This is a genomic window from Aestuariibacter sp. GS-14 (genome assembly GCF_006494365.1).
Taxonomy (GTDB): domain Bacteria; phylum Pseudomonadota; class Gammaproteobacteria; order Enterobacterales; family Alteromonadaceae; genus Alteromonas; species Alteromonas mangrovi.
On record NZ_VHIP01000014.1, the window covers coordinates 1 to 17,519 of the forward strand.

At 47.4% G+C, this 17,519-nt stretch carries 16 protein-coding genes; 9 read left to right on the plus strand and 7 right to left on the minus strand.

Going from position 1 to position 17,519, the window contains the following annotated elements; all coding sequences use genetic code 11:
- The first annotated feature begins 394 nt into the window (after positions 1-394).
- Complete coding sequence (locus FJ444_RS17410) at positions 395-925, plus strand: chorismate pyruvate-lyase family protein (RefSeq protein WP_181405211.1); 531 nt, start codon at positions 395-397, stop codon at positions 923-925.
- Here FJ444_RS17410 and FJ444_RS17415 read toward each other — a convergent pair.
- Entirely contained in the window at positions 918-1,490 is a 573-nt protein-coding gene (locus FJ444_RS17415; protein ID WP_140960461.1) for an SIS domain-containing protein, read from the minus strand. The two genes, FJ444_RS17410 and FJ444_RS17415, sit on opposite strands and share 8 nt — an antisense overlap.
- Before the next feature lie 76 nt (positions 1,491-1,566).
- Here FJ444_RS17415 and gmhB point away from each other — a divergent pair, with 76 nt between their 5' ends.
- Positions 1,567-2,160 (plus strand): D-glycero-beta-D-manno-heptose 1,7-bisphosphate 7-phosphatase, encoded by a 594-nt coding sequence (gene gmhB / locus FJ444_RS17420; protein ID WP_181405212.1) that lies wholly within the window; start codon positions 1,567-1,569, stop codon positions 2,158-2,160.
- Positions 2,161-2,199: 39 nt separating this feature from the next.
- Here gmhB and FJ444_RS17425 read toward each other — a convergent pair whose 3' ends face one another.
- From FJ444_RS17425 to fadB, 3 genes are all read right to left on the minus strand, one after another.
- A complete protein-coding gene (locus FJ444_RS17425; protein ID WP_181405213.1) occupies positions 2,200-2,718 on the minus strand; it encodes an outer membrane beta-barrel protein in 519 nt (172 codons plus the stop codon).
- A gap of 252 nt (positions 2,719-2,970) precedes the next feature.
- Complete coding sequence (fadA, locus tag FJ444_RS17430) at positions 2,971-4,134, minus strand: acetyl-CoA C-acyltransferase FadA (RefSeq protein ID WP_140960467.1); 1,164 nt, start codon at positions 4,132-4,134, stop codon at positions 2,971-2,973.
- Between the two features lie 20 nt (positions 4,135-4,154).
- Positions 4,155-6,305, minus strand: a complete 2,151-nt coding sequence (gene fadB, locus FJ444_RS17435) for a fatty acid oxidation complex subunit alpha FadB (RefSeq protein WP_140960469.1) — start codon at positions 6,303-6,305, stop codon at positions 4,155-4,157.
- Positions 6,306-6,701: 396 nt separating this feature from the next.
- Between fadB and FJ444_RS17440 the strand changes: the two genes are divergently transcribed.
- Genes FJ444_RS17440 through FJ444_RS17450 form a run of 3 tightly spaced genes read left to right on the plus strand, consistent with a single transcriptional unit; the run spans position 6,702 to position 10,775 of the window.
- Positions 6,702-8,669, plus strand: coding sequence for a transglycosylase SLT domain-containing protein (locus FJ444_RS17440; RefSeq protein WP_181405214.1), 1,968 nt, complete (start codon positions 6,702-6,704; stop codon positions 8,667-8,669).
- A 48-nt stretch (positions 8,670-8,717) separates the two neighbouring features.
- Positions 8,718-10,037 (plus strand): Xaa-Pro dipeptidase, encoded by a 1,320-nt coding sequence (gene pepQ / locus FJ444_RS17445; protein ID WP_140960473.1) that lies wholly within the window; start codon positions 8,718-8,720, stop codon positions 10,035-10,037.
- Between the two features lie 15 nt (positions 10,038-10,052).
- Complete coding sequence (locus tag FJ444_RS17450) at positions 10,053-10,775, plus strand: ZIP family metal transporter (protein ID WP_140960475.1); 723 nt, start codon at positions 10,053-10,055, stop codon at positions 10,773-10,775.
- On the opposite strand, the gene ispB is transcribed toward FJ444_RS17450, so the two are convergent.
- A complete protein-coding gene (gene ispB / locus FJ444_RS17455) occupies positions 10,772-11,743 on the minus strand; it encodes an octaprenyl diphosphate synthase (protein WP_140960477.1) in 972 nt (323 codons plus the stop codon). The genes FJ444_RS17450 and ispB overlap by 4 nt on opposite strands.
- A 472-nt stretch (positions 11,744-12,215) precedes the next feature.
- Between ispB and rplU the strand changes: the two genes are divergently transcribed.
- From rplU to folA, 4 genes are all read left to right on the plus strand, one after another.
- Entirely contained in the window at positions 12,216-12,527 is a 312-nt protein-coding gene (gene rplU / locus FJ444_RS17460) for a 50S ribosomal protein L21 (protein WP_073325414.1), read from the plus strand.
- A gap of 15 nt (positions 12,528-12,542) precedes the next feature.
- On the plus strand, positions 12,543-12,800 hold the full coding sequence (gene rpmA, locus FJ444_RS17465; RefSeq protein WP_070176396.1) for a 50S ribosomal protein L27: 258 nt from the start codon (positions 12,543-12,545) through the stop codon (positions 12,798-12,800).
- Between the two features lie 156 nt (positions 12,801-12,956).
- Positions 12,957-14,120, plus strand: a complete 1,164-nt coding sequence (gene cgtA, locus FJ444_RS17470; protein WP_140960479.1) for an Obg family GTPase CgtA — start codon at positions 12,957-12,959, stop codon at positions 14,118-14,120.
- A gap of 15 nt (positions 14,121-14,135) precedes the next feature.
- Positions 14,136-14,642 (plus strand): type 3 dihydrofolate reductase, encoded by a 507-nt coding sequence (gene folA / locus FJ444_RS17475; protein ID WP_255439287.1) that lies wholly within the window; start codon positions 14,136-14,138, stop codon positions 14,640-14,642.
- Positions 14,643-14,694: 52 nt separating this feature from the next.
- Here folA and FJ444_RS17480 read toward each other — a convergent pair whose 3' ends face one another.
- Both FJ444_RS17480 and FJ444_RS17485 read right to left on the minus strand, forming a co-directional pair.
- Entirely contained in the window at positions 14,695-15,966 is a 1,272-nt protein-coding gene (locus tag FJ444_RS17480) for a sensor histidine kinase (protein ID WP_140960481.1), read from the minus strand.
- Positions 15,966-17,516, minus strand: a complete 1,551-nt coding sequence (locus FJ444_RS17485) for a DUF3369 domain-containing protein (protein ID WP_140960483.1) — start codon at positions 17,514-17,516, stop codon at positions 15,966-15,968. The genes FJ444_RS17480 and FJ444_RS17485 overlap by 1 nt, the downstream gene beginning before the upstream one ends.
- Between the last annotated feature and the right edge of the window lie 3 nt (positions 17,517-17,519).

A 17,519-nucleotide genomic window follows, 5' to 3' on the forward strand; every position in this document is an offset into this window, starting at 1 on the left:
CCATGTAACAGTAGAACACCGCCCGCGCCGGCTACGGGGCTCCCAATTAAAAGAAAGGCCCACTCGATTGAGTGGGCTTTTTTGTTTCTGCAAATCAACGGGCTTCCTGAAAAGTGCAAAGCAAAAGAATCGTCTTCACGCAAAGTGCAAAACCTCACACCTGTCTTCCCGGAAAGTGCGCAGCACTTGTCCGGGACCTTTGGTAAATAATCACTAAAGCAAACCATCCTGTTTGATACGCTCGCGTCTCTATGCCCGGAATTCACATAGAGGTTAAAAGTGCAAGGCGGTTTTAGCGGCTAAGTGATATATTAGCGCTGATAAATACAATTCGGGTTAATCAGGTTTGATACAGAAACTTTTTAAAACCAAAGGGTTTGTGCAGGGAAATATTGTGGTGAATGCAAAGGGCCATAATATCGATCTGTCCGCTTTTCCACCGTTTTTGCGAACATTACTTGTAACAGATGGTACCGTAACGAAATCTATAGAGGCTTATTATTGGGAGCGAGTAAATGTTCACAGTTTGCTTCACCAGCGCATTGATAAGCCGGAGTGTAAATCCAGTCATATATCGAACAGTAACAGTCAGTATTTACATCGAAAGGTGCTGTTAACCGGGCAGGAAAGCAAGCGTACCTATGCTTCAGCCGATTCTTATATATTACTGGACGTTCTCCCAGCAAACACCGCGCAACGCCTGGTGGAGAATAAGATTGGAATTGGCGAGCTGTTGCGTGACGAAGGTGTGGAGTCTTATCGCGAAATTCTCGACCTGGGTGTTGAAGCTGCTACTGAATCCTTCTGGAAGTCAGATGAAGAACTCGCTTACAGAACATACGTTATTCATATTAATGACAAACCCGCGATAGAAATTACTGAGTGGTTTCCCATTGATCTCTACCGCGATACGCCGATTAATTAAAATATCGTTCTTCTACCTGACCACAAAGAATGTGCCCTAGCAAAATATGGCACTCCTGAATGCGCGCTGTGTTGTTAGAAGGGATCTGAATGGTAGGGCAGAGACTGTCCATTTTACCGGCGCCTTTGCCTGTCCAGCCCCAGGTCTTAATGCCTTTTTCGTTGGCTACTTTTACCGCTTCAACCACGTTTTTACTATTACCACTGGTAGAAATAGCGATAAACACATCGTCTGTGGATGCAATGCTATCCAATTCACGTGAGAAGATATATTCAAATCCGTAGTCGTTACCAATTGCACTGAGTGTTGAACTGTTGGTTCCCAAAGCCAGAGACGGTAGTGATCTTCGTTCTTTTTCAAAGCGAGCGGTGAATTCAGCAGACAAATGCTGAGCGTCTGCAAAGCTTCCGCCATTACCACAAAATATCACTTTTCCGCCTTGCTTTAATGAGTTCAGGCAAGCGTTAATCAAGGCATCAAATTCGGCCAGTAATACGTCATCGTTTAACAATAATTCTTTGGTTGCAATAGAGTCTTTAATTTTGGCTTTAATCGTGTCTGACATGGGCAATTTCATATATTTGTGTTTTCCGTAGTATATATGGTTAGCGATGATGGTGCTTGTTGTATCCGAAAATAATGTGAACTACGGTATACTCTTTACCATTTCCAGACACGGGTATGCATTTACAGTGAAGGCGTTTTTCTTAGATCGGGACGGTGTGATTAATATTGATCATGGATACCTCTCTTCACCAGAGCAGTTTGATTTTAATCCTGGCGTATTTGAGGCGTGCAAGATCATCAAAGAAGCAGGCTTTGCTATTTTTATCGTTACCAACCAATCAGGTATTGCCCGAGGCTACTTTAGTGAAGGGGCGTATCAAACACTCAACAAGTGGATGTTAGGGCAATTTTCAAAACAGGGTATTACCATTGATGCAGTGTATTATTGCCCGCATCACGCTACCCATGGCATAGGTGATTATCTGCAAGACTGTGACTGCCGAAAACCCAAGCCAGGTATGTTGCTTAAAGCGAAACAAGAATTTGGCGTAGATATGGCGGCGTCCGTAATGATCGGAGACAAATTGTCAGATGTTGAAGCGGGGCACAATGCCGGTATCAGCAAATGCTATTTGATTGACTCGCAACCGCATTCGCGAACAGAAACAACAGGCTATGATGTGGCCGGTTCTTTACTTAATGCTGTTCGTAAGGCCATAAAGAATTAGTTAAGGCACGCACTAAACGTGCCTTTGAGTCAGGTAGGTTTAGAAACCTACACTCACACCCAGAGAAAGTACGTCTGTACCACTGTAGGATTCATAGCGTAACTCAAGTGATGTGCTCTCACTCACTTGATAACCCATGCCGCCACCAATGCCAAATTCCCAATCACCGTCTGAATCAGACTCAGAGTATTCTTCTATGGTGTAACCGATTTTCGCGTAGGCATAAGACGGGTTCGCAAACACATAAAACTGGTCGGTTAATTCGTATTGTGCACGAACGGAAAGTGCAGTAAACATGTCCAAATCGATTTTAACATCGGTGTAAAATACTCTTACTGTATCGTCAGTAATACCCACACCCAAACGCAATTCAGGCATGATGGTTAACTGGTCTGATACAACGTAGTCATAGCTGACATGACCAACGATACCGCCCAATGAAATATCTAAACCCTCTTCGCTGTCAGACAGGTTAAGGTAGGATAAGCCAGCGTTCCAATCGGCATTGGCAGAAGCAGAGGCAGTGGCTAACAGGCAAGCTAATAGTGTTTTTCTCATTTGAGGTCCTTTCTCTAAGAGTGAATAGTTGAATGAACATGCCATTTGTTGAGTGCATGTCACTAAGCGCATGTTTTATAGTAGAAATTAACGTTTTGCAAAGTAAATACCGGGTCAGATTTGTAACCATTTATTACCTGCAGGAAAATTGAAACTATTAGTGTGAATTTGCTGGAAATAAATGGGAAACAATTGGTTTGGATATGAAAAAGGGGCATAAAGCCCCTTTTAATTGTGTTTACACTGTGAGGGTTACACGCGTTCAAAAATGGTTGCGATACCCTGACCCAAACCAATACACATGGTAGCCAAACCAACAGATTTATCGTTTGCTTCCATCAGGTTAATTAGCGTAGTGCTAATCCGTGAACCAGAGCACCCCAATGGGTGACCCAGTGCAATGGCTCCGCCGTTAAGGTTAACTTTCTCATCGTACTTTTCCAGCCAGCCGAGCTGTTTAATACAACTTAGCGCTTGTGCTGCGAAAGCTTCGTTGAATTCGGCTAACTCAATGTCGTCCATTGTCATGCCTGCACGTTTCAGTGCTTTTTGCGTGGCAGGAACTGGTCCAAAGCCCATAATAGCGGCATCACACCCAGCAACACCCATAGACTTAATACGAGCGCGCGGTGTAAGGCCAAGCGCTTTGGCGCGATCTGCAGACATCAGTAACATTGCCGATGCACCATCAGAAATTGCTGATGAAGTTCCCGCGGTTACGGTGCCATTTACCGGATCAAATACCGGGCGCAGTCCCGCCAGTGTTTCAACCGTTGTCTCCGGGCGAATTACTTCGTCGAAGTCGATTAATTTTAAAACACCGTCTTCATCATGGCCTTCAGTGGCAACGATTTCGTTTGCCCAGCGGCCTTCCAGATGCGCCTGGTGTGCGCGCTGGTGTGAGCGGGCTCCAAATGCATCCTGCATTTCGCGGGTTATGCCATTCTGGCGGCCAAGCAGCTCTGCTGTCATGCCCATATTGCCCGACGCTTTTGCCGTGTACTTTGCTAATCCAGGGTGGAAATCCACATTGAATGTCATTGGCACGTGACCCATGTGCTCAACGCCACCAATCATGTAAACGTCACCCTGACCAGTCATGATGCCCATAGCTGCATCATGTAGCGCCTGCATAGACGAGCCGCATAAGCGGTTAACTGTTACTGCTGCCGTGCTGCGAGGAATATCGGTAAGCAACTGTGCATTACGCGCAATGTTAAAGCCCTGCTCTTTGGTTTGCTGAACACAGCCCCAGATAATGTCTTCAATTTCGGTAGGATCAACACCTGGGTTTCTAACCAACAACGCGCTCATCAAATGCGCGGATAGGGTCTCTGCACGTACGTTGCGGAATACGCCACCTTTTGAGCGACCCATTGGGGTACGAATACAGTCGATAACTACAACTTCTTTCATGTTCTATTCTCCTAAGGTGATTAAGCGAAGTAAGATTTACCAGCAGCGGCCATTTCGCGAACGCCATCTGTAATTTGGTAAATCGGCCCAAGGTGAGCGTACTTGTCAGCAAGTTCAACGAAGTTCGCTAATCCCATAGTTTCAATATAACGGAAAATACCACCGCGGAATGGTGGGAAGCCCAAGCCATACAGCAGCGCCATATCAGCTTCTGCCGCACTCGCTACAATACCTTCTTCCAGGCAACGAATGGCTTCGTTAGCCATCGGGATCATCAGGCGAGCGATGATTTCCTCGCTACTAAAGTCTTGTTTGGCCGCTGCGTTTGGCGCAATTAACTCATAGGCTTCCGCAGCCGCTTCTTTAGACGGACGACCGCGCTTGTCGGTGCCAAAATTGTAGAAACCTTTGCCGTTTTTCTGCCCCAGGCGCTTCGCACTAAACAGAAGGGTTACCGGGTCATTGGCAATCTTCTGCATGCGCTCGGGGATCCCGTCAGCCATTACTGATGCTGCGTGATCAGCGGTGTCCATACCTACTACATCAAGCAGATATGCCGGGCCCATTGGCCAGCCAAATTGTTTTTCCATCACTTTGTCTACGGCAACAAAATCTGCACCGTCTAAAAGTAACTTAGAGAAACCAGCAAAGTACGGGAACAATACGCGGTTAACCAGGAAGCCTGGGCAGTCGTTTACCACAATTGGCGTTTTACCCATTTGCAATGTAGCAGCAACTACCGCTGCAATGGTGTCGTCCGTGGTTTTTTCACCGCGAATAATTTCTACCAGCGGCATGCGATGCACTGGGTTGAAGAAGTGCATACCACAGAAGCGCTCGGGCTTTTTAAGGCTTTCTGCTAGCTGGTTAATCGAAATAGTAGAGGTGTTTGAACAGATGATCGCGTCTTCGCTAACATGTTGCTCCGTTTCTGCCAACACAATGCCTTTCACTTTTGGATTTTCAACAACGGCTTCAATTACCAGGTCGGCATCTTTGATCGCGCTGTATTCAAGAGTAGGGGTAATGGCATTCAGTGTCTTTGCCATGACTTCAGGCGTCACCTTACCACGCTGCATACCTTTGCCCAGGATCTTGGCGGCTTCTGACAAACCTAAGTCCAGTGCTGGCTGAGCGATGTCTTTCATCACTACCGGTGTGCCTTTAACTGCACTTTGGTATGCAATACCGCCGCCCATGATACCGGCACCCAGCACTGCATTTTGCTTGATGGCTTTGGTTGATGCTTTAGCCAGCTTCTTACCTTTGCCTTTTACCAATTGGTCTGCCAGGAAAATCCCGATTTGTGCTTTGGCGGCATCAGTTTTCGCCAGCTTAACAAATCCCTGATTTTCAAGAGCGAGCGCACCAGCGCGGCCAAGTACAGACGCGTTCTTAACGGTTTCTACCATCATATGCGGCGCAGGATAGTGTTTACCTGCCTGAGCAGCTACAAACGCCTGTGCAGTAGAGAAGCTCATCATCGCTTCATTCTTGTTTAGCTTAAGTGGAGAGGTTTTCGCTGCGCGACGGGCCTGCCAATTGATTTTACCCGCTGCTGCATCGGCAACCATGCTGAATGCTGCAGTCAGCAATTTGTCTGGTGTTACGACAGCGTCGACCGCACCTTCTTCAAGTGCTTGCTGACCTTTGCGATCTTTGCCGGTTGTCATCCACTCCAGCGCATTATCTGAACCGATAATACGGGGTAAACGCACGGTGCCACCAAAGCCGGGCATCAGGCCCAGTTTAACTTCCGGTAAACCGATAGCCGAAGTCGTGTCAGCAACACGCAGATCGCAGGCAAGCGCCATTTCGCAGCCGCCGCCTAAAGCAAAACCATTAATGGCTGCAATGGTTGGCACAGGGAGATCTTCAAAGCGATCGAAAACTTGCGAGGTTTTACTTACCCATTCCAGTACTTCTTCTTCTGGTTGGGCGAACATACCGGTAAATTCAGTGATGTCGGCACCCACGATAAACGCAGGTTTTCCACTGCGAACAACGACACCCTTGATGTCGCTGTTGCCGGCAATGGCCTGGGTCGCTTCATCCAGCTCATTAATTGTTTGACGGTCAAATTTATTAACTGAGCCAGCTGCATCAAATACCAGTTCAGCAAAACCGTTATCTAACAGTTTTACCGTTAGATTTTGGCCTTCATAGATCATTATTGTCTCCTTTCCGCGAAACGCATGAAGTAAAATTGTAGGGAGGCGCGTACTAGTTATAGACCCTGATTCTTTCCAAAGCAGAGAAAAATTTCAACTATAATTCAAACAAGTGTTTCAATTTAACGAAGTATATGGTGGCAACTGGTTTAGTTTCAAGCTGTTACCGAGACATTTAATTTATTTATAGATATGTATAGCATCATCATCAGACACACTTTCAAAATAAATTCCCAACCCTGTATGCTGTGTATTGTCTACAATTCTAATGTGATTCACCGTTTTTGCCCCGTGTATAAGGGGAAGTCCATTATGATGATGTAATAAGGGACCTAATATTCAATTCATTATTCGATGCAATGTCGAACAGTTTAGCTATGTAACGAGGGAATGGTTGTGCGTAATAGAAGGTGGCGCTACGTTTTAGTGTTCAGCTTGAAAGTGTTAAGCGGATTAGCCATGTTTGCTCATGCCGGGGATTCGCCTGACCCCAAATTGCTTGCTCAGCGCGAACAGTTTTTGCTATTGGAAAAAAACATTGAGGTTATGCAAAAGCGTGATCCCAAAGGATTAGATACTGAGTTAGCATCACTAAGTGATTACCCCCTCTTACCTTATCTGACACTGCAAACGCTGTCAGAACGATTAGCCAGTTTGCCGGTCTCAGACGTTGATCGCTTTTTTTCCCGTTATGCTGGTACTCCGCTGGAAACAACGTTGCGAAAGCGTTGGCTCACTGAGCTGGCCAAGCAGTCTTTAGGCAAGCAGTATATTGAAGCTTATCAGCCTCATTTGGGCACTGTTTACACCTGTCATTATTTGAATTTTCAGTTAGCAGAAACCGAGAATCCGGCGTTTTGGCTGGAACAGGTTAACGATATTTGGTTATCGGGCCAGTCACGTCCGGATGAATGCGATCCTGTGTTTAAATTGTGGCGACGTGCCGGAATGATGACCATTGACATGGTCATGGCCAGGGCAGAGCTTGTGGCTAAAGAAGGCAATACCCAGTTATTGGGTTATCTGCAAAGCCGTTTACCACAGACACATCATTATCTTATTGGCCTGTGGCGGCAAATTAAGCGCAATCCGGTAACGGTTACCCGGTATCCAAGTTTTCCACTCAAATACACAGAGTATGAATTGCCAGTAATTTATTATGGGATAACCCGATTAGCCTGGCAGGATCCCAACAAAGCTATTCGTGCTTTTTCGGTATGGCAGAAGAAAATCGAATTCAGCGAGCCACAGCTGCAACAAATCTATAGGGCCATTGCAATTAGCCTTGCCATTGATAACGACGAAAAAGCGATGGAGTGGTTAGCTAAGGCCAATGTGCCAGCGGCTGATTCGGATGTGAGGCACTGGCATTTGGCCTATATGTTGCGTCAGCACGACTGGCAAGGTGCACTTGGCGTGATAGACAGTGCGCCAACTCAGGAACAGGCCGATGAAGCGTTTCGTTACTGGCGTGCCAGAGGGATTGGCGAGCTTGATGCCAGTGCAGCGCAAAATCAGTTGTTTGGTGAGCTGGCCAATGAGAGAAATTACTACGGTTTTCTGGCTAGCGCCAGGCTGGCAAAGCAGCCAGATCTGGCCACACAGCCATTAACGGTAAGCGATGCCTTACTGGCAAAAGTGAGTTTATATCCTGCGGTGAAGCGCGCAAAAGAATGGTTTGAACTGAGTCGTTATGTCGAAGCCCGTCGGGAATGGTCTTATCTGAATAAAAAACTGAATAAAGACGAAAAGCAGGCTGCTACCATTCTGGCCAGTAACTGGGGATGGTACGATCAGGCTATCTTTGGATTTGCCCGCACCGGCCATTTTGATGATGTGGAACGCAGATTTCCATTGGCGTTTGCCGATCAGTTTCAACAACAGGCATCGCAGCACAAGGTTGATCCTGCCATGGCCATGGCGATTGCCAGACGAGAAAGTTCATTTATGGTTGATGCCGTATCGCCGGCAGGAGCCCGTGGATTGATGCAACTGATGCCCGATACCGCGAATTACCTCACGTCCTCGCGGGTTGGCACTAACACGCTGTTTGAACCCGATAAAAACGTGTCGCTGGGGATTCAGTATTTAAAATACCTCAATGACAAACTGGGAGAAAACCCGGTGTTGGTAACCGCATCTTACAATGCCGGCTGGCAACGAGTGATGCAATGGCTGCCCGCGGAAGGCGAACAACCTTTGGATGTGTGGATTGAAAACATTCCGTACCGGGAAACCCGACACTATGTTAAAGCGGTAATGGCATATCGCTATATCTATCAGAAGCAACTTGGACAGTCTTCCGATTTGTTTGATACTTTGAGTCGCATGAAAGTGTCGGCAGACAGCCTGACTTTACCCTGATGGCGTGATAGTGTTAGCCGGTAAAACTATTCCAAAAAAAGAGGCACTATGACAGTTCAAGTTGACCGCTACGCGGCACATATCGAAACCTTGCAGGAACGCACCCGTCAGGCGATACAGCGGGAAGGGATCGACGGCCTGGTGATCCACTCCGGGCAAAGCAAACGATTGTTCCTCGACGACAATCACTATCCGTTTAAAGTCAATCCGCAGTTTAAAGCCTGGTTACCCGTGGTGGATAATCCAAACTGCTGGCTAGTGGTGAATGGTACCGATAAACCAAAACTGATATTTTACCGCCCACTGGACTTTTGGCATAAAGTGCCACCCGAGCCTGACGCATTCTGGACCGATTGTTTTGACATCATTATGCTTAAACAAGCTGACATGGTTGAGAAGCACTTACCTTTCGACAAATCGCGTTATGCCTATATCGGCGAGTATATTGAAGTAGCCCGGGCACTGGGATTCGACAACGTGAACCCAGACCGGGTATTACACTATTTGCACTACCACCGCTCCTTTAAAACCGACTATGAGCTTGCGTGTATGCGCGAGGCTAACCGAATTGCAGTGGGGGCACATAAGGCCGCTGAAGCTGCCTTCCTGGCCGGTGAGAGTGAGTTTGGGATCAATCTGGCATACAACGCTGCTGCGCGGCAAGGTGAGAACGATGTGCCTTACACCGGGATCGTTGCGCTAAACGAGCATGCCTCTATTCTGCATTACATGATTTACGACACGGTGGCACCCTCTGAGCATCGTTCGTTTCTAATCGATGCAGGGGCCAGTTGTCATGGCTACGCCGCCGATATTACCCGCACATATGCCCGGCAATCAGGTGCGTTTGCCGACCTTATTACAGAAGTGGATGCATTAACGGTTGCCCTGATTAATGAGCTGAAACCCGGTGTGCCTTATCCTGTATTGCAAACGAAAGCCCATGACGGTATTGGTCGTATCCTGCAACAGGCGGGTATAGTGAATCTGTCTGCAGAGGATTGTGTGGCAGAAGGGATCACGAAGACGTTTTTCCCACACGGAATTGGTCATTTCCTTGGCTTACAGGTCCACGATGTAAGTGGATTAGTGTCTGACGATCGCGGGACGCCATGTCCTGCACCTGAAGATCATCCGTTTTTGCGATGTACCCGCACCGTGGAAGCCCAACAGGTCTTTACGGTAGAACCTGGATTGTATTTTATTGATTCACTACTGGCTGATTTAAAAGCCAGTGAGCAGTCAAAGTTTATTAACTGGGATACCGTCGCCGCCTATAAACCATTCGGTGGTGTACGCATTGAAGATAACGTGATTGTGCACCGTGATCGCAACGAAAACATGACCCGTGAAGCAGGTCTGGAATAGGCCTGTTAATCATTCATGGCTGAGCCCGCACTGGTATCCCTGCTGTTAATTGCCCTGTGTGCTGGGCTTGCCATGCCTGCCGGGGCATTACTGGGATGTTATGAGCGGGTTTTTCCCGCCTGGTTAGACGAAGAGCTTCGGCATGGCATTCTGGCGATGGGGGCTGGCGCATTAATGTCAGCAGTTGCCCTGGTATTGGTGCCAGAAGGTATTCATGCTGTGAGCATTCCCGCTGCCAGTATAAGCTTTCTCGCCGGTTCGCTGGCATTCATGTGGGCGGATATCTGGCTGGCTAAACATCAGTTTTCGGCAAGTCAACTGGTGTCAATGTTAATTGACTTCATTCCCGAATCCGTTGCTCTTGGCACCGCAGCCGCGATTGGCAGCGGTAGTCTCTTGTTAGGTGTTCTCGTGGCTGTACAGAACTTTCCTGAAGGCTTTAACGCTTATCGCGAGTTAAAAGACCAGGGGCATTTCAGCAACCGTCGTATCATTGGTCTGTTTACGCTTATGGCGTTTAGTGGACCTTTGATGGCGCTTATGGGGTTTTACTGGTTGGCAGACTATCCGGCCGTGGTGTCGTGCATTATGTTATTTGCCGCTGGTGGTATTCTGTATTCGCTATTACAGGATATAGCGCCGCAGGTTAAGATGGACAACCACTGGGCGCCACCGTTAGGTGGCGTACTGGGATTTATGATTGGTCTGCTGGGCTATATGTTAGAGCGGGGCGGTTAACTGTTTCTGTCTACCGCAATATGTGCCAGGGCAATTAATGCCTGCTTATAATCGCTTTCGGGGATTGCCGATAGCGCAGTAATGGCTTTGTCGGCTTCTTCATTTGCTTTCTGACGAGTGTAATCTAGCGCACCGGTTGATTTCATTACTGCCAGTATACGGTTTAAATGCGGTAAACCGTTGGCTTCTTCAATCGCTTCGCGGATCAGTGCCGCATCGTCTTCATTCGCGTGCCACATTGCATACAACAGTGGCAAGGTAGGCTTACCTTCGGCTAAATCGTCCCCGGCATTTTTACCCATGGCTTCGGCATCAGACTCATAATCCAGCAGGTCATCTGCCAACTGGAATGCCGTACCCAAATGTTTGCCGTAATCCTGCATGGCTCGCTCGATGGTGTCTGGCTGACCTGTGATCACGGCGGCCAACTGCGTGGCCGCTTCGAACAGGCGTGCTGTTTTGCCGTAAATGACGTCGAAATAACTGGCTTCCGTCGTGTTGGGGTCGTTGCAATTCATTAATTGCTGCACTTCGCCCTGGGCAATACGGTTGGTAGAATCCGACAGAATTTCCATTACCCGCATACTGTTCAGGCTTACCATCATTTGGAATGAGCGTGTGTACAGGAAGTCGCCAACCAGCACGCTGGCCTGATTACCAAATAGCGCGTTGGCGGTTTCTCTGCCGCGGCGCATGGTAGATTCGTCAACCACATCATCGTGTAATAGCGTAGCAGTGTGAATAAATTCAACGATAGCGGCAAGGGTATGATGCTGTTGAGACTGTATGTTGAGCGCGCGGGCTGCCAGCACGGTAAGCAGGGGCCTTAATCGTTTGCCGCCACTGTTCACAATGTAAAAGCCCAGTTGATTAATAAGGGCAACGTCTGAGTCAACCTGTTGCTGAATCAGTTTGTTGACTGCCTGCATATCAGATTCTGCAAGCGCCTTGATTTGCTCTGTATTCATAATGGTAAGTAGCCGTCCGGGACTCATCCTCAACTGGCAGCAGATTGTACATAAATAAACGCTCGTATCCAGTGAATAACAGGAATAATGCGCTTACTGGTGCGAATAATACTGTAAAACGGATCACTTACCCCTTTTAAATCTCCCTCTTAAACGGCGTTGAGGTCATATTATCGGTCAGTGGTTATGTGCAAGCATTCAACCTGTCTGAAAGCAATTAAAAATGTTCGCATTGATACTTACAAATTTGCTGGTTAGCTTGTTGAAATCCTGTATTATTCGCAATTTGAATGGCTCGGAATAAACGTGTCTCATCATTAAAATCAACGGTTTCGAAACCTTTAAAACATTTAGCTCGAAAAATAATCTTTTTTTCGCATTTGTGGGGTTGAGATCGTTTGGTGATTCACGTACAATTCGCGCCCTGTTTTAGAAATGATGAAGCGCACATTGGCGCAGAGCGGAGAAAGTTATGTACGCGGTTTTCCAAAGTGGTGGTAAACAACACCGTGTGGCCGAAGGTCAGACCGTTCGTCTAGAGAAGATCGAAGTTGCTGCAGGTGAAACTGTAGAATTTGACAACGTATTAATGGTTAGCAATGGTGATGACGTTAAAATCGGCACCCCATATGTAGCCGGTGGTAAAGTGACTGCTGAAGTGGTTACACACGGTCGTGGCGATAAAGTAAAAATCGTTAAGTTCCGTCGTCGTAAGCACTCGCGCAAGCAAGCGGGTCACCGTCAGTGGTTCACTGAAGTGAAAATCACTGGTATTAACGCATAATAGGAGCATAGACACATGGCACACAAAAAGGCTGGTGGTAGTACCAAAAACGGTCGTGATTCAGAAAGCAAACGCTTAGGTGTTAAGCGTTTCGGTGGTGAGTCTGTGTTAGCTGGCAACATTATTGTTAGACAACGCGGTACCAAATTCCACGCTGGTAACAACATGGGTATTGGTAAAGACCACACCCTGTTTGCTCTTGCTGACGGCAAAGTTAAGTTCGAAGTAAAAGGACCTAACAACCGTAAGTTCGTGAGCATTGTTGCTGAATAAGCGCAATCGTTGATCGATTTAAAAAACCCCGCGCTTGCGGGGTTTTTTGTTGTAAGTCTCAGTATTTTGGTGAGATCTGGCCTGGATAGGCGCCATTTAGTCCTATCGTGTAAAATGCAGTACAATTAACGTCTAGGGTTCGTTCCGGGGAAAAACATGAAATTTGTAGATGAAGCTGAAATTCGGGTTGAAGCTGGAGACGGTGGTAATGGCACCATCGGCTTTCGTCGCGAGAAATATGTTCCCAGAGGCGGCCCGGATGGTGGCGACGGTGGTGACGGCGGCAGTGTTTACCTGATGGCCGATGAAAACCTGAACACCCTGATCGACTACCGTTTTGAGCGCTTTCACCGCGCCGAACGGGGTCAAAACGGCCAGGGTGGCAATTGTAATGGCAAAGGCGGTAAAGATCTCGTCCTTAGCGTACCCGTTGGAACCCGAGCAACGGATGCTGACACTCTGGAAGTGTTGGGCGATCTCACCAAGCATGGTCAGAAAATGAAAGTGGCACAGGGCGGCTATCACGGATTAGGCAATGCGCGTTTTAAGAGCAGTGTTAACCGGGCGCCACGACAAAAGAGCGATGGCACACCAGGTGAAATTCGCAATCTTAAGTTAGAGCTAATGCTGTTGGCTGATGTGGGTTTACTTGGGTTGCCAAATGCCGGTAAATCTACGTTCATTCGCTCCGTGTCTGCGGCTAAACCTAAAGTGGCCGATTATCCATTTACCACCTTGGTACCCAACTTAGGTGTTGTGCGCCAGGATTCTCAGCGCAGCTTTGTTATTGCCGATATTCCCGGCTTAATTGAGGGCGCAGCAGAAGGCGCAGGTTTGGGAATTCGCTTCCTTAAGCACCTTGAGCGCTGCCGTGTTTTGCTGCATCTGGTCGATTTAATGCCTGCCGATCAGTCTGATCCGGTGGAAAACGCCAGAACAATTATTCATGAACTGGAGAAATACAGTCCTAAGTTGGCAGCGAAGCCACGCTGGTTAGTCTTTAACAAAATTGATTTGTTGTTGGAAGAAGAAGCTGACGCGCTGTGTAATGACATTAAGGATGCGCTCGAATGGGATGGTCCAACGTACCAGATTTCTGCTTTTCAGCGCCTGAATCTCGACCCCTTGTGTTACGACATCATGAATTACCTGGAAAATCTACCTGCCGACGTTGAAGCAGAAGATGAAAGGAAGAACGTTGAGTTTTCTTGGGATACGCACCGTAAAGTCCCCACTGATGATTTTGATTTTGACGACGATGACTGGGATGACGAAGACGACGACGATGATCATGACGTCGAGGTTATTTACCGTAAATAAAGGTAAGGGCGGGGTATGGCAGAGGTAAAAATAGCAATGATTGCGGCTATGGCGAATGATCGGGTGATTGGTGCCGATAACGCTATGCCATGGCATCTGCCAGCAGATCTGGCCCATTTTAAACGCGTTACACTGGGCAAGCCTGTCATCATGGGGCGTAAAACCTATGAGTCAATTGGCAGAGCGCTTCCCGGGCGTTTGAACATTGTGATCACCCGAGATAGCGGCTACGCATTGACCGACGCAACGGTAGTAACCAGTCCTGACGCCGCTCTGGCGCTTGCATCTGAACAGGACACTCAGGAAGTGATGATTATTGGTGGTGGCAATATTTACCAGCAATTTTTATCAATGGCTGACACCTTGTACCTTACCTTTATTGATTTGGATGTGGCTGGCGATACCCGCTTTCCCGATTATCACGAAAGTGGTGAATGGGCATTGGCAGACGAGCAGAGCATGCAGCCTGACGAAAAGAACCCCTATTCGTACCGCTTTGTAAAATTAGTCCGATTGAAGTAACGTTACTCTGCCGTATTCCTCTTTGTTCTCTACACGATTGCGTAACACCTGGTTACGCAGTGTATTCTGAAATGGGGATCTCAATAATAAATCGCGCGCCATCCGTGTAAGTCGGATCAAAGTACAAGTCACCCTGTAACTTGTTTTGCGCTAATTCTTTGGCTATCGACATACCCAGTCCGCTGCCGTCCTCGCCCCGACGTGTGGTAAAGAACTGTTGGAAAATCAATGGCTGATGGGCTTTAGGAATGCCAACACCGTTGTCGCTATAGATCACCTTGAGGACGCTTCGCTCGCTGTCATAGTCACTCGACACACTGACAACCGGTGACTCAATCCCCTGAAAAGCGTGCTTTACAGAATTAAAAAACAAATTGGTCATGATTTGCGACAATGCACCCGGCACATTCTCGGTGATGGCTGCTTGAGGCAGCGCTAGACGTAGTTTGATCCCATGGCGTTTTAATTCTGGCCCTAGACTGGTGGCAAGCCCTTTGATCCGTTCTGATATATTAAATTTGATCGTATCCTGCGCAGCCTGGTCAACGGCCGTTTTCTTAAACCCGTTTACCAGTTCAACAGCCCGGTGAATGTTAAAATCCAGTAAGGTACAGACCTCGGCACAGCTTGCCATAAAGTCCTTGAACGATGTTTCCGTGAGTGTGCCACTAATAAATTGATCGTTGAGAGCGTTTACCTCGTCAGTCAGGTGCGACAAGCCGGTAACGGCAACACCCAACGGGGTATTTATCTCGTGTGTTACCGATGCAACAATGCCGCCTAGCATGGCCAGTTGCTCGGTTTTAACAACCTGTTGCTTCATATCCTTAAGTAATTTGAGGTAATCTTGATTTTGACGTGCAATCGCGCAATGTAAGAACACACGCGCCAGCTTTTGCAAGGGCAGCAGATCAAAGTTATTCGGCAGTCCAGGTTCGCAAACCAGTAAACACAGGATGTCAGCATTGTGATCAGAAACCAGTGTAGCGCTGCCTTTTGTTTTAAACAGCAGATGATTCTGTAACACTTCACCATTGGGTAAATCACTGTTTCGGCCAACATGGGTTAGCGACTGGTCGCGCACTAATTGAGCAAACTCCGGTGCTAATGACAATGGCAGCAGGGTATCGCGATAACAATTCTCGTTGGTATCTCGATAAACGGGTTGTAAAGAGGCGTCTAAGCGACCAAGCCACATACCAAAAGCCGTTGTGCCCGCAGCATCGGTAATTATGTCGGCAATGATTTTTGCACAGTGGGCTGTTTCTCCCATTTTAACTTCAGGGCTGAGCGCCAACTCTACAATACGGGATTGAACATCCATTATTCTTCTCCTGCGTCGGGGAATGCCTCTCTGATTTGCCAAAATTCATCGAAGTTATTGAGCAGAATATCAACCAGCCGAGGTTCAAAGTGCTTCCCACGCTCCTCGATTAATATTGCTTTAATCCTGTCAGTGGTCCAGGGCTCCTTATAGCATCGGCGAGAACCCAGGGCATCAAACACGTCAGCCAGTGCAGTGATGCGACCTGCGAGCGGTATAGCTTCACCTGCCAGACGATTAGGGTAGCCTTGTCCATCCCATCGCTCGTGGTGGGTACGACATATCTCCGCCGCAATTTTAAGGATGGGCTTTTTCGAATTACGCAATATTTCGTAGCCGATTTGTGCGTGGGTTTTCATTTGTTCCCATTCTTCCGGTTCCAATTTTCCCGGCTTGTGTAAAATGCCGTCCGGAATGGCTACTTTTCCCAAATCATGAAGCGGCGCACCGCGTTTAATCAGCAGTGATTCGTGTTCGTTTAATCCATAGAGGGAGGCGAGTTTATAGCTGATAAGCGACACGCGCTTAACGTGAGCACCCGTTTCCTTACTACGCATTTCCACTGCGTCACCCAGTAAATAAACCAGCTCGCGCTGTGTTTCTATTACGTCTTCACTCATCAGCAGATTGTCGTAAGCCAGCGCAACATTGATACAGTAAATCTCTAAAAACTCTTGCTGGCTGCTGGATAGCTCCCCTTGAGTGTCTATATACAGCAGGTTCTCGTTACCTTTGTCGGTTTGTAGATAAAAGATAAAACCGTCTTCAGAATGAAATGAACGCTTTAGCGTCAGCGCTTTTATAAATTTTGCTTGTACCTTTTCCGGTAAATCCGATAACGCTGCGATCTCCGGGTCGATAGAAAGTTGGCCGGTAGAAGCCAGAATACGGCCATTGCTTCTGATAGCATCGGAATTTGATCCGGTTGACCAATAAATCGCACTGGAGTCGATTTGCAAAATATTCATAATTTCTTTCAATACGGCAGTTGCAAACGCGTTCAATGAATTTGAACGAAGCATGTTACCGGTACTTTCAATAACCTGACGCAGTCCTTTGCGATGTGATTCAATTGTACTGATGTCCCGGTATGAGCGCAGACCGCTATACATAAGGGTTTTAAGCTTTTGACTGGTGAGTTCAGTCTTTTCCTTGTAGTCGTTAATATCGTACTTTTCGATCACCTCGTGTTCTGGGGCCTGACCCGGTTGCCCGGTTCGCAGTACTAACCGACACATAGTATTGTTTAGCTCTTTGCGAACCCAATGTACCAGATCCAGACCCGCATGGTCGTTTTCCATCACCACGTCTACCAAAGCCAGTGCAATATCCGGGTTTTGTAAGAACACGTCTTTTGCTTCTTCCGCTGAGTAAGCATGAAGGTACCGAATAAGTTTTCCTTCAAAGCGAAACCGTTTAAGGGTGAGTTCTGTTACCCGGTGTATTTCGGCTTCATCGTCAATAATGAGAACGGTATACTCCGGCTTTTCTTCCGGTTGCTCTACGGTGTTCTGACTGGTGCTTGCCTGATTGGCAAATAAGGGGTTCATGAT